The 13,300-nt window shown below is 57.8% G+C and carries 11 protein-coding genes; 8 read left to right on the forward strand and 3 right to left on the reverse strand.

Going from position 1 to position 13,300, the window contains the following annotated elements:
- Positions 1–97 precede the first annotated feature (97 nt).
- From GOX66_RS17785 to selD, 7 genes are read left to right on the forward strand one after another with little or no spacing between them, the layout of a single operon-like run.
- A complete protein-coding gene (locus GOX66_RS17785) occupies positions 98–2,968 on the forward strand; it encodes a monovalent cation/H+ antiporter subunit A (protein WP_170764116.1) in 2,871 nt (956 codons plus the stop codon).
- Positions 2,968–3,327: a Na+/H+ antiporter subunit C gene (locus GOX66_RS17790; protein ID WP_170764117.1), complete on the forward strand. Its 360-nt coding sequence runs from the start codon at positions 2,968–2,970 to the stop codon at positions 3,325–3,327. The genes GOX66_RS17785 and GOX66_RS17790 overlap by 1 nt, the downstream gene beginning before the upstream one ends.
- The gene (locus GOX66_RS17795) at positions 3,324–4,868 is read left to right on the forward strand and encodes a monovalent cation/H+ antiporter subunit D (RefSeq protein ID WP_170764118.1); all 1,545 of its coding nucleotides are present in this window, start codon (positions 3,324–3,326) and stop codon (positions 4,866–4,868) included. Before GOX66_RS17790 ends, GOX66_RS17795 begins: the two co-directional genes overlap by 4 nt.
- Positions 4,868–5,365, forward strand: coding sequence for a Na+/H+ antiporter subunit E (locus tag GOX66_RS17800; protein WP_170764119.1), 498 nt, complete (start codon positions 4,868–4,870; stop codon positions 5,363–5,365). Before GOX66_RS17795 ends, GOX66_RS17800 begins: the two co-directional genes overlap by 1 nt.
- Positions 5,362–5,631, forward strand: coding sequence for a K+/H+ antiporter subunit F (locus tag GOX66_RS17805; protein ID WP_170764120.1), 270 nt, complete (start codon positions 5,362–5,364; stop codon positions 5,629–5,631). Before GOX66_RS17800 ends, GOX66_RS17805 begins: the two co-directional genes overlap by 4 nt.
- Before the next feature lie 7 nt (positions 5,632–5,638).
- Complete coding sequence (locus GOX66_RS17810; RefSeq protein ID WP_170764121.1) at positions 5,639–6,025, forward strand: Na+/H+ antiporter subunit G; 387 nt, start codon at positions 5,639–5,641, stop codon at positions 6,023–6,025.
- A 5-nt stretch (positions 6,026–6,030) separates the two neighbouring features.
- Positions 6,031–8,190, forward strand: a complete 2,160-nt coding sequence (selD, locus tag GOX66_RS17815) for a selenide, water dikinase SelD (RefSeq protein WP_170764122.1) — start codon at positions 6,031–6,033, stop codon at positions 8,188–8,190.
- Here the strand turns inward: selD and mnmH are convergent.
- Positions 8,181–9,233, reverse strand: coding sequence for a tRNA 2-selenouridine(34) synthase MnmH (gene mnmH / locus GOX66_RS17820; protein ID WP_170764124.1), 1,053 nt, complete (start codon positions 9,231–9,233; stop codon positions 8,181–8,183). The genes selD and mnmH overlap by 10 nt on opposite strands.
- Positions 9,234–9,277: 44 nt before the next feature.
- The gene (locus GOX66_RS17825) at positions 9,278–9,943 is read right to left on the reverse strand and encodes an SOS response-associated peptidase (RefSeq protein ID WP_170764126.1); all 666 of its coding nucleotides are present in this window, start codon (positions 9,941–9,943) and stop codon (positions 9,278–9,280) included.
- Between the two features lie 55 nt (positions 9,944–9,998).
- On the opposite strand from GOX66_RS17825, the gene GOX66_RS17830 reads away from it, so the two are divergent.
- Positions 9,999–11,651, forward strand: a complete 1,653-nt coding sequence (locus tag GOX66_RS17830) for a tetratricopeptide repeat-containing sulfotransferase family protein (protein WP_170764127.1) — start codon at positions 9,999–10,001, stop codon at positions 11,649–11,651.
- A gap of 62 nt (positions 11,652–11,713) precedes the next feature.
- Here the strand turns inward: GOX66_RS17830 and GOX66_RS17835 are convergent, their stop codons facing one another.
- On the reverse strand, positions 11,714–13,291 hold the full coding sequence (locus GOX66_RS17835) for a bifunctional metallophosphatase/5'-nucleotidase (protein WP_170764128.1): 1,578 nt from the start codon (positions 13,289–13,291) through the stop codon (positions 11,714–11,716).
- Between the last annotated feature and the right edge of the window lie 9 nt (positions 13,292–13,300).

Genomic DNA, 13,300 nt, shown 5'->3' on the forward strand with positions numbered 1-13,300 from the left:
CCAAATACGAAGTGAAAAACTTGCAATAGCTGGACACTTTGAAAATTATCCTTACAAAATCAATACCACTTTGACCGCCCAGAACGGAGTATCGCACTTGTCCCTATTCCTAATCGCGGCCCTTCCCTTTCTCGGCGCTGTGTTTCCAGCCCTACTGATCAGGGCAGGACGAAATGCAGCCGCTTCTGCGGCGGGTTTGACCACTTTTCTGGCACTTATGGGGTTGCTGATACACATTCCCGCAATCATGCGCGGTGAGGTTGTTACTGCTCGGTTCGACTGGATACCGGGTTTGGGTCTGAACGCGAACTTCATGCTGGATGGGCTTGGGTTCCTGTTTGCCGGGCTGATCCTTGGCATCGGGTTGCTGATTATCCTCTATGCGCGGTTTTACCTGTCGCGCGAGGACCCGATGGGGCAGTTCTTTACCTATCTGCTGTTGTTTCAGGGCGCGATGGTCGGAATTGTCCTGTCCGACAACGTCCTTCTTTTGCTGATTTTCTGGGAGCTTACGTCTCTAAGCTCATTCCTTCTGATCGGGTATTGGAAACACCTGCCCGAAGGCCGTCAGGGCGCCCGCATGGCGCTGGCCGTCACCGGGTCCGGCGGGTTGGCGATGATCGCGGGGATGCTGATCCTCGGCAATATCGTGGGATCATATGACCTGAGTGTCATCCTGCAGAACAAAGATCTGATTCAGGCCTCGCCCTATTACATGCCCGCTCTGATCCTGATCCTGCTGGGCTGTTTCACTAAATCGGCGCAGTTCCCGTTTCATTTCTGGTTGCCCCACGCGATGGCCGCACCAACGCCGGTTTCCGCCTATCTGCACTCGGCCACGATGGTGAAGGCCGGGCTGTTTCTGATGGCGCGGATGTGGCCGGTTCTGGCGGGTACGGATGCGTGGTTCTATATTGTCGCGACCACCGGCCTGGTGACGATGCTGATCGGAGCCTGCATCGCCCTGTTCAAGGATGATCTGAAAGCACTGCTGGCGTTTTCGACCGTCTCGCATCTGGGGCTGGTGACGATGTTGCTGGGCTTTGGCACCAAGATTGCCGCAGTCGCAGCGATATTCCACATTATCAATCACGCGACTTTCAAATGTGCTCTGTTCATGACCGCCGGGATCGTGGATCACGAAACCGGGACCCGAGACATCAAACGTCTGGGCGGTTTGCGTCAGCTGATGCCCATCACCTTTACCATGGGAACAATTGCCGCTCTGTCCATGGCCGGGCTTCCTCCGCTGAACGGCTTCCTGTCCAAGGAAATGATGCTTGAGGAAACGGTCCACACTACATGGCTGCATTCTCATTATCTGGTTCCCGGTCTAGCCTTGCTGGCAGCGCTGTTCTCGGCGGCCTATTCCTTCCGCTTTGTCAGCCACGTGTTTCTGGGGCCGCAGCGCAACGACTACCCTGCGCATCCGCACGATCCTCCGGTCGGTTTGTGGCTCGCGCCTGCATTCCTCGTGGTATTGGTCGTCCTGATCGGCCTGTATTCGAACGCCATCGTTGGCCCTCTGGTCGCAGTTGTTTCCAGCGCTGTGATTGGCGGAGAGAAACTGCCCTATTATTCGCTGAAACTGTGGCATGGCTTCACACCTGCGCTGTACATGTCGGCCGTTGCGACACTGGGCGGCCTATTTCTGCTGGCGCTGCATCGTCGCGGCGAACAACTGTGGAATGCCCTGCCCCGGCCCGAAGCCAAGACGATCTTTGATGCCATTATCGGGGTCCTGACAACTCTCAGCCGCTGGGTAACCGACACGTTGCACAACGGCGTCATCAGCCGTTACGCCATCATCATGATCGCCTTCACGATCGGGCTGGGCTATTACGCTTACTCCACCGGTTCAATCGGCCCTGTTACGCGCGTGCCTCTGCCCGCGCCGATCATCCCGGTCATCGGCTGGATTTGCCTTGTGGGCGCAACGCTGGCGATCATGTGGTTCCACCGCAACCGGCTGTTGTCGCTGGTGCTGATCGGCGTTGTCGGCCTGATCGTTTCGATGGCGTTCAACTATCTCTCGGCCCCGGATCTTGCTCTGACGCAGATCTCGGTCGAGGTGGTTACGATGATCCTGCTGTTGCTGTCGCTGAATTTCCTGCCCACGGATACACCCTGGGACAGCAGCGCGGCGCGGCGTTGGCGCGATGCTGCAATTTCGGTCGTAGCGGGGATCGGTTCCGGCGCGTTGATATATGCTTTGATGATGCGGGATTTCGCGTTCCCAACGATCTCGGATTTCCATCTGGCCAATTCGTACAAGGGTGGCGGCGGCACCAATGTGGTCAACGTGATCCTCGTGGACTTCCGGGGCTTTGATACATTTGGCGAAATCATCGTTCTGGGCATCGCCGCACTGATCATCTTTGCCCTGACCGAGTCCGTTCTGGGCTCGAACGTTCGCGGCTATCTGCTGAACCGCAAACCGCATTGGCCGCAATCGGGGGACTCGCATCCGCTGATGATGGTCGTGGCGACACGGGTAATGATGCCAATCGCGCTGATGGTCGGCGCCTATATCTTTTTCCGGGGTCATAACCAGCCGGGCGGCGGGTTCATCGCCGGCCTGGTCGTCGCGATTGCGTTCCTGATGCAATACATGGCCAGCGGATATACCTGGGCCATTGAGCGGCAGAGATTTTACTATCACGGCACAATCGGCTGGGGTGTCCTGATTGCGGCTGCCACCGGTCTGGGCGCCTGGTTCAACGAACGTCCGTTCCTAACCAGTGATTTCGGCTACATCCACTGGCCGCCGCTGGAAGAGTTCGAATGGGCAACTGCCATCCTGTTTGACACCGGCGTGTTCCTCGCAGTTCTCGGCGCGGTGATGCTGGCGCTGGACAGCCTGTCGCGCTTTGCATGGCAGCCGGGTATGGCACAGGAATTCCCGATGGATATCAACCCGCTGCGGGACGATCCTCCGGAAGAAGAAAAAGAGAAGGAGCAGGCCTGATGGAAGCGCTCGTAGCCTCAGCCGTAGGCATCATGACCGCTGCAGGGATTTTCCTGATCCTGCGCCGCCGAACATTCCCCGTCATTCTGGGCCTGTCCCTGATCACCTATGCGGTGAACGTGTTCCTGTTCGCAACCGGACGGCTGGCGCTGGACGCGCCCGCAGTTCTGAACAAGTACGAAGAGGTCACATATACGGACCCGCTGCCGCAGGCGCTGGTTCTGACGGCCATCGTGATCTCGTTCGGGATGACAGCAGTGATCGTGATGATCGCGCTCAGCGCCTATCTGTCGTCGAAGGATGATCATATCGACATGACCGCGCATGACAGCGTAGACGGCGCAGGAGAAGACGCATGAACCACTGGATCGTTGCGCCGATCGTCTTGCCCGCGATCCTGGCCCCGTTCATCATCATGGTTCTGCGTTACCATCTGGACCTGCAACGCATCTTCTCGGTGGCGGGTGTAGTGGGTCTGCTGGGCATTGCCCTGACCATCACCGCGCAGGCTGCTGGTGGCGACATTCAGGTCTATGAGCTGGGCGACTGGCCCGCACCGTTTGGCATCGTTCTGGTGCTGGACCGTATGTCCGCCATGATGGTGCTTCTGACCGCCCTACTGGCCCTGCCCATCGTTTTATACGCCATCGCGTCCGGCTGGGACGACCGGGGCAAACACTTCCACGCATTGTTCCATTTCCAACTGATGGGCGTCTGTGGTGCCTTCCTGACCGGCGACGCCTTCAACCTGTTCGTGTTCTTCGAGGTTCTGCTTATTGCCTCATACGGTCTGATGACGCACGGGGGCGGCTCTGTTCGGCTCAAGGCTGGGGTGCAGTATGTGGCCTACAACTTGTTGGGTTCGACCCTGTTTCTGTTCGCTCTGGGCACGCTTTATGCGGTGACTGGAACGCTGAACATGGCGGATATGGCAGTGCGCGTGGCTGAATTGCCTGCCGAGGATACCGCGCTGCTGCGCGTGGGGGCTGTGCTGCTGCTGTTGGTGTTCTGCATCAAGGCCGCCGTTCTGCCGCTACATTTCTGGCTGCCTGCCAGCTATGGCAATGCGCCGTTGCCCGTCGCTGCCCTGTTCGCGATCATGACCAAGGTCGGGGCTTATTCGATCCTGCGTATGTACACGCTGGGCTTCGGCCCCGAGGTCGAGGCAACGCAAGGCCTCGTCGGCGCGTGGCTGCAACCGGCCGCGATAGTGACTCTGGCCGTTGGAACAATCGGCATTCTGGGCGCGCAGCACATCGCGCGGATGGTGGCTTTTTGCGCCATCGCCTCAATGGGCACCCTGCTGATTGCGATTTCGCTGTTTACCGAAACTGCGACTGCTGCCGCGCTGTACTACATCTATCATTCGACACTCGCGACTGCGCTGTTGTTCCTGGTGGCCGACCTTGTGATGGAACGCCGTGGCGGTGCCATCACCCCCAAGGCACCGATGCCGCAGGGCGGGCTGATTGCGGCCCTGTTTTTCGTCGGTGCAATCGCACTGGCTGGAATGCCGCCGCTATCGGGGTTTGTCGGTAAGCTGCTGGTGCTGGATGCTGCGCGCAACGCGCCGGACGCGAATGCAATCTGGGCGGTGATCCTGATCGGCTCGTTCGTCACCATCGTCGGTCTGGCGCGCGCTGGTTCACTGATCTTCTGGAAAAGTCACGACGCGCAACACAACACCGAAATGGACCCGGAGAATGACGAAGGCGTTGCTGCAATACCCGCACCCGAACCGCAACCGGGTCTTGCGTTCACTGCCGTATTCGGCACCGTTCTGGGCCTTGTTCTGCTGACCCTGTTCGCGGGACCCGCACTGAACTACGCTAGCAAAACGGCAGAACAGTTATATACGCCTGAAAACTACATCTCGGCCGTATTGGGAGGAGAGGAGTAATGAGACTACTGCATCGGATATTCCCCCACCCGCATCTGACTATCCTGCTGACGCTGGTTTGGATGCTATTGGCGAACGCGCCTTCGCTGAATTCTCTGGTCTTCGGGCTGATACTCGGGATCATCATTCCCTTCATCACCCAACCCTACTGGCCTGACCGACCTAAGCTGCGCAATTGGCCGATGATCGTCGAGTATATTCTTGTGGTGCTGTGGGACATCGTAATAGCCAATATTACGGTCGCCCGGATCATCCTGTTCAAACGGGATGCCGACCGCCAACCCAACTGGGTCTGCGTTCCGCTGGAGCTACGAACGCCCGAGGCGATCACGGTTCTGGCCGGGACCATCACCATGACGCCCGGCACAGTCAGCAGTGATCTGTCAGCACACGGGCACAATCTGTTGGTCCACTGCGTCGACGCGCCCGATCCCGACGCGGTGCGTGATCAGATCAAACACCGCTATGAGCGTCGCCTGAAGGAGATATTCGAATGATCACCTTTGCAATCTGGTTTGCCTTTGCCTGTTTCGGCGCCGCCATCATGATGTGCCTGTGGCGGATTATTACCGCTGATGGGGTCGGCACACGCGTTCTTGCCCTGGACACAATGGTCATTAACACCATTGCCCTGATAATCCTCTACGGATTGGCGCTGGGAACCGAGATATTTTTCGAATCCGCTATGATCATCGCCATGCTGGGCTTTGTTTCAACCGTGGCTTACGCGCGCTTCATGCTGCGCGGTAACATTATCGAGTGAGGGCGACATGAGTTTCATATTCGAATTCCTGATCGCGTTCTTCTTGATCGTGTCCGGCATTTTCGGCTTTGTCGGATCCTATGGGATGATCAAGCTGAGAGACCCGATGTCCCGACTGCATGCGCCCACCAAAGCGACGACGCTGGGTGTGGGGGGAGTATTGCTGGCATCGATCTTCCATTCAATACTGATCGAACAGCATCTTTCTCTGCATGAACTGCTGATCACGCTGTTTCTGTTCCTGACTGCCCCGATCACGGCCCTGTTCATTGCCAAATGGCATATTCACCGCCATGAATTGCCCAGCGATCTGCCGGATGCGGGCAAGGATGAGCTTTGGGCCACCCATGCAGTCGAGCAGGTCGAAGATGTCCCTGACCACAGCAAGACCTGAATTCCATGCACCAACCTCCGCTACCGCTGACCCGTGATCTGGTTCTGATTGGCGGCGGGCACACACATGCGCTTGTATTGCGCAAATGGAGTATGAACCCTCTGCCCGGCGCGCTGGTGACTGTGATCAATCCAGGTCCAACCGCCCCCTACTCTGGGATGCTGCCAGGTTTTGTCGCCGGGCATTACGACAGGTGGGAGCTGGACATTGATCTTGTGCGGCTGGCCCGTTTCGCAGGCGCACGGGTTATTCTTGGTCCGGTCGAGGGGATCGACACAGACCGCCGCCAAGTTTATGTGCCAGGTCGCCCTCCGGTAGAATTCGATGTCGCCTCGGTCAACGTGGGGATCACTTCGGACATGCCAGCCCTGCCCGGGTTTGCCGATCACGCGGTCCCGGCCAAACCCCTTGGTGCCTTCGCGGCGCGATGGGCTGAATATCTGGAGGGCACCGGCCCTGCCTCGGTCGCTGTGATCGGCGGCGGCGTCGCGGGCGTCGAACTGGTCATGGCCATGGCCCATGCCTTGCGCACCAAAGGCCGGACAGCGCAGGTGACGTTGATCGACAATGCCTCGGCCTTGACTGCGACCGGGGCAAAGGCGGCGGCGACCATCCGCCGGGCGATGGCCGATCTGGGCGTGGACGTGATCGAAAACGTCGCCATTGCACGTATCGGTGAGGATCATATTGCCCTGACGGATGGCCGCGAGATTCCGGCCTCGTTCGTGACCGGTGCCGCCGGAGCCCGCCCGTACGATTGGATCACCCGGACAGGGCTTGATCTAAAGGATGGGTACATTCGGGTGAACGGGCATCTGCAATCCAGCGACCCTGCGATCTTTGCAGCAGGGGATTGTGCCCACTTGTCCGAAAACCCCAGACCCAAGGCCGGCGTATATGCAGTACGTGAGGCGCCGGTCTTGTTCGATAACTTGCGCGCGGCATTGGGAGCCGGGCGAATGCGCCGGTACAGGCCTCAGAAGGATTACCTGAAACTGATATCGCTGGGCGGCAAATCGGCGCTGGCCGAACGTCTTGGCACATCTTTCAGCGGGCCGTTAATGTGGAAATGGAAGAACCACATCGACCAGACATTCATGAACAAATTCAGGGACCTGCCGCAGATGACGCGCCCTGACCTTCCACGGCACCATGCGGCAGGATTGCATGAGGCATTGGGCGAAAAGCCCATGTGCGGCGGATGCGGCGCAAAGGTCGGGCGTAATGCTCTGCAAAACGCACTCAGAGATCTGCCAGCGCCGCGGCGCACAGACGTCACTCAACTGCCCGGGGACGATGCTGCCTTGCTGACAACCGGCGGCGTGCAACAAGTCATGACCACGGACCATCTGCGTGGCTTCACCAATGATCCTGTTTTAATGGCACGTATCGCCGCCGTTCACGCACTGGGGGATATCTGGGCAATGGGGGCCTGCCCGCAGGCCGCGACCGCGACAATCATCCTGCCGCGCATGTCGCCCGAATTACAGCACCGCACAATGGCTGAGATCATGACCACCGCCAGTGAAGTCATCGACGCGGCCGGGGCCGAGATCGTGGGCGGGCACAGTTCGATGGGTGACGAGATGACCATCGGGTTTACCCTGACCGGCCTGTGTGAGGGCGATCCGATCACGCTGTCGGGCGCGCGACCGGGTGATGCGCTGATACTGACCAAACCTCTTGGCAGCGGCGTGCTGATGGCCGCCGAAATGGCGGGTCATGCCGATGGAGCCTGGATTGCCGATGCTTTCCGCCAAATGGTGCAGCCGCAGGGTGAGGCGTCCCGCATTCTGGCCGGTGCCCATGCGATGACCGATGTGACCGGCTTTGGTCTTGCCGGACACCTGCAGGGAATATGCGAAGCCTCAGGGTGTGGGGCCACGCTCGATTTGGATACAATTCCGTTGATGGCCGGGGCGTTGAAGCTTAGCGCGCAGGGCGTACGGTCGACCATTTACAACGATAACCGCTCGGTCGTGCCTGAACTGCCACATGGCGACAAAGTCGATCTCCTTTTCGATCCGCAAACCGCCGGAGGGTTGCTGGCCGCAGTCGCTGCAGATCAGGCGCATGGGTTGTGCGAAGACTTGAGGCAAGCGGGTTATCCGGCGGTTATCATTGGCCATTTTACCGACACCCCGGGGGTGCGCCTTCAAAGCTGATCCAGAACGCGTTCAATATCCGCTGCGGTGTCTTGCAGCCCTGCCGCATCTAGTGTCGGCGCATCAATCCGGGCAATAACTTCTGCAGTTCTAGAACGGCTGGATTTTGCATAGGCCGGGTCGTAGTGCTGCTCCATCAGAGCCCGGGTCAGACCCTGCTTATCGTCAGCGTCAATCAAGGCAAGCCAGCCATCTACGACTTCATGTCCCCTGTGAAACCGCAGCGGAGACAGGCGGTCTCGTAACCGGTCTGCGTCCGACAGGATATCGTCATAGGCGTTCACCAGGTAAGCCATGCGCGCTTCGATAGGTGCGTTGATCTGAACACGCGGCGCGACGCGCAGAGCAGCCCAAAGGCTCGGCGGAAGGATCAGCGAACCGATCTTGGAAGATTCCGCCTCGACGACCACCGGGCGCGCGCTGTCCAAAAGGCACAATGTGGCAGCCAGCGCAGACTCGAACGCCTTCTGACTGGGTTGCCCGCCCGGCATTTCCCCCAGCAAAGACCCGCGATGGTTGGCGATCCCTTCGAGATCCAGTACCTGAACTCCGCGCGCCTTCAGATGGGTTAAAAGATCCGTTTTGGCCGTGCCCGTATAACCGTCCAACGCGATCATCCGATACGGCAGGGAATTGTCGTAGAGAAATTTTTTCACCAGCCGGCGATAGGTGCGGTACCCGCCCTCAACAACCTCCGCTCTCCAGCCGATTTGTTGCAGCATCCAGGTGAAAGAGCCTGACCGTTGCCCGCCACGCCAGCAATAGACCAAAGGTTTCCAGCCGCCTTCGTGATGAGCTAGGCTGTTCTCGATGTGATAGGCGGCATTACGAAACACCAGCGCCGCGCCCAGTTTTCGCGCCAGAAATGGGCTTTGCTGAACATAGATCGTCCCCACGTGCGCGCGTTCTTGATTGTCCAGAACCGGAAGGTTGATGGCACCCGGCAAATGGTCTTCGGCAAATTCCGCCGGGCTGCGCACATCGATAACCGTGTCAAAATCATGCGCGTAAAGGCTGGGCAGGTCAGTGAATTTCAGAGCCATGTCAGTGGTCTATCCTGCGTGGGCCCAATTGAAAAGGCGCTCCGTCAAGCCGGGACAGGCTCAATCAGGTTCGAGCCGCTGGCCCGGTTTGAATTCACAGCAGGGTCAACGCGGTAAAACTCCAACACATCCTCGGCTCCGGGCTGCAACAAACGTGCGGCTCCCCTACCCACTTCACCCAGCCAAAGCGGCCATTCGTCGGGCTCCAGGATCAGCGGCATCCGGTGGTGAATGACGCTTAGATTGCGGTTGGCAGCCGTCGTTACGATGGCACAGGTTCCTTGCCGCGCATCGTCTTTTCCCCAATCCTGCCATACCCCGGCAAAAGCAATCGGCGCGCCGTCTTTGCGATGAATATACCACGGTAGTCGAGCGCCTTGCTCTGTCTTTGTCCATTCGTAAAATCCGGTCGCAACGATCAGGCATCTCCGTTCGCGGCAGGCAGCGCGAAAAGCAGGCTTGTCGGCCAGTGTTTCGGCGCGCGCATTGATCAACAATGGCCCGGCGGTCTCGGATTTATACCAATGCGGCAGAAATCCCCAACGCAGCGGATTCAACCTACGCCCGGAATCTCCGGCGCGCACCACATGCACTTGATTTGTCGGACAAACATTGAAATTGGGCACTGCAGGCAGCGTGTTCGCCGGTCGCGCAGAAAACAGCTGTGCCATCGCGTCATTAGGAAGGGTTATTGCAAACCGTCCGCACATGGGTAAAAAACCTTCAATAATCGTTGCAAACAGGCACAGGGTGTCACGGGGTCATATGCAAAATCAAACAGCGAAAACCCTAAAAAACAAGGCGGTGGCTGCTCTGGACGCGGGCAAGCTGCAGCAGGCGTTGAAAAAGGCGCAGCTCGGGGCCAAAAAATTCCCCAAGGATTCCGATTTCCATGCCATATCGGGCTTTGTCCTTACCGAAATGAAGCAATACAAAAAGTCCATACCGTATTTCGTTGAAGCATCCCGGATGAAACCGGATGATCCGCAATTCGTGGAAAACCTTGCAAATGCCCTGATGCAGACCCGCCAGATTTCGAAGGCGCTGGAGTATACCGAGCAAAAGCTGGAACAATTCCCCAACAACAAAGAGTTGAACCGCGTCCTCGATGAGATCCATTTGAAGGGCCACAATTGGCGTAACATGATCGAACACGCGACCCAAAAGCTGGAAAGCGATCCGGAAAATGTAAGCCTTTTGACTAAGCGGGCTCGCGCTTTCGGGAAGATCGGATTTGTTGATGACAACTCGCGCGATATCTCACGCGCCTATAAGTTGGCGCCAGACGATGAAAAAATTGCCTTTTTGAAGTCGGTGAACCTGCACCAGAGCGGTGACAAAATGGGGTCGACGACGATTTTGCGCAAAATTCTAGCCGAAAACCCTGAGCACGTGTCAGCCCTGCTGCAGCTGTCGACGATGATAAGCAAAGAAGACGCTCCGGAACTCTTGGAAGCAGTCCAAGCTGCAATCGAAAATAGTGAAGAACCGCATTCGGAACTTGAATTTGCCAAGGCGCATGCGATCGCAAAAAACGACGGGCTGGGCGCGGCCCTGCCGCAGTTTGCCCGGGCCAATTCACTGCAGCATGAATCGCTTCCGTACGACTTCGGGGAAGAAGAAGAAAAACTGCGAGTTATCACCAGCCTGTTTCCTGTCGGGGCCGAGATACCGGACTCCGGGCTAAACGAGTTGCCACTTCCGATTTTCGTTTTGGGTCAACCCCGCTCGGGCACGACCCTGATGGAAATGATGCTGAGTTCCGCACCTGACATTGCTGGTTGCGGAGAGCTTACGGTCGGGGCCGATTTGTCGCGTGATTTCGAGAAGAAGGGGCAGGCCTTCGACGCCACAAACGCCACCGAGTTCGCGCAGGAGTTTCGCAAGCTGATGCCTCCGATCCCCGAAGGATCTGCCGCGTTTGTCGACAAGATGCCTCACAACTTTCAGCGCGTGGGCTTCCTGTTGTCGGCCTTTCCCAATGCGAAGGTCATCAACATGCTGCGCGACCCCCGCGATGTCGGCTTGTCCAAATGGATAAGACGATTCCCGGCGGGCGGGATGCGCTATGCGTCGAACCTCAAATCCATCGCCCACACGGCGAACTTGTACCGCCGCTACATGGCCCATTGGGATGCCGTCTTTGGCGACAAAATTCTGACGGTCCCCTACGAAAAACTGGTGGCCGATCCAAAAACCTACAGCCAACAGGTTGCCGCGTTCTGCGAAATCGAGTGGAACGAGACAATGATGCGCCCGGAAGAGAACACCAAGCAGGTGAGAACAGCCAGTATCGACCAGGTTCGCAACAAAATCTCAACCAAATCCGTTGGTGGTTGGCAGAGTGTGTCCGAGCATATCCAACCGATGTTGGAAGGTTTCGACCCTGCGCTCTGGCCAGAATATAAAATGGGTTGAGTGAGTTCTGAAAAAAAGGCCGCATTCTTGGATGCGGCCTTTTTTCATTTCTTGGTACAGGCTTACTTTTGCTTGATACGGCCATCCAGATAGGGCTGGTACGGCGCGTTTTTCGCCAGGTATTCGGCTGTAACATCTGCCAGATCCGGCCCAAAGTCGTAAGCGTTCTTGTCCTCACCTTCGAACATGCTGTACCCGTCGCCACCGTTGCGAACGTAGTTGTTCGTGACCACCAGGTAGGTAGCCGAAGGATCAATCGGGACGAACCCGTCTCCTTCTGCGACCATGACCTCGGACACTCGTCCTTCGTTCGGCGCGACCGCGGGGTCCCAGGTGAAGGTCAGGCCAGCGACCTGCGGGAAACGCCCCTTGACCTCTTCGACCTGGCTGACACCGTTTTCCAGAGCGTCGATGACACCCTGCCCGCTGATCTCGAAGGTCGACAGCGTGTTCTGGAATGGCAGCACCGTCAGCACTTCGCCCATTGTCACGTCACCCGGATCAATCGAAGCACGCAAGCCACCCGAGTTTGCGATCGCTATCTGAGCGCCCTGATCCGCCACCCGCTCCAGCATGGCGTCTGCCACAAGGTTGCCCATCTCACATTCCTGCACGCGGCAGATGGACCGGTCTCCTTCGATAGAGTCAGCAGCGTTTGCGACCACCTTGTTGCGGATTTCATCCAACGGAACGGCAAGTTCCGCGATGCGGTCCAGTGCGGCCCGGTCTTCGGTCACAGCGTTGTCCATGATCAACGGCTCGCCTACCGCCTCGACCACATTGCCGTCGTCGTCAAATGTCACGTTCAACTCGCCCAGGAATTTGCCATAGGCATAGGCCTGCACGATCTGAACACCGTTGACTACGGTTGGGTAAGGCCCTGCGGCTTTGTCGGACGTGTTCGACAGGTAGGTATTCGAGTGGCCTCCTACGATCACGTCCACACCAGTCGTTTCCTGCGCTACGCGCTGGTCAACACCATAGCCCGAGTGGCTGAGTACGATGATCTTGTTGACCCCCTCACCGGTCAGTTTGTCGACCTCGGCCTGAACCGCCGGAACCGGATCCGAGAACGTGATGTTCGGACCGGGCGAAGCTATGTCATGGGTATCTTCTGGCGTCAGGCCGATCAGCCCGATCTTCTGCCCGCCCACTTCGATGACAGTGGATTTCTTGATCTTGTCGGTCAGCAGTTCTTCATCGGCAATATCGGCATTCGACATCAGCACCGGAAAATCAACAGAGTCGATAAAGCCGCGCAGGACCTCTGGGCCATCGTCAAATTCGTGGTTTCCGACTGTCATCGCATTATAGCCCAGCTTGTTCATAAACTCAGCCGCGACTTTGCCTTTGTAATAGGTGTAGAACAGCGACCCTTGAAACTGGTCTCCACCGTCCACAAGAATCGAGTTTTCGGCGCGTCCGCGCGCCTCATTCACTGCGGTCACCAGACGCGCGGAGCCGCCGAAGCATTTGCCTTCGGCGTTATCCTCGGCACCGCAACCGCTGTCGTATTTGTTGATCGGCTCAAAACGTGAGTGGAAATCGTTGGTGTGCAGAATCGTCAGTTTATATTCAGCGGCTGCCATGCCTGCGGTCAGGCCCAGAACGGCTGCTGAAGCCAATAAGCGCGTGAACATTTTGATACT

The sequence above is a fragment of the Ruegeria lacuscaerulensis genome, assembly GCF_013031245.1.
In the GTDB taxonomy this organism is placed as follows: Bacteria; Pseudomonadota; Alphaproteobacteria; order Rhodobacterales; family Rhodobacteraceae; genus Ruegeria; species Ruegeria lacuscaerulensis_C.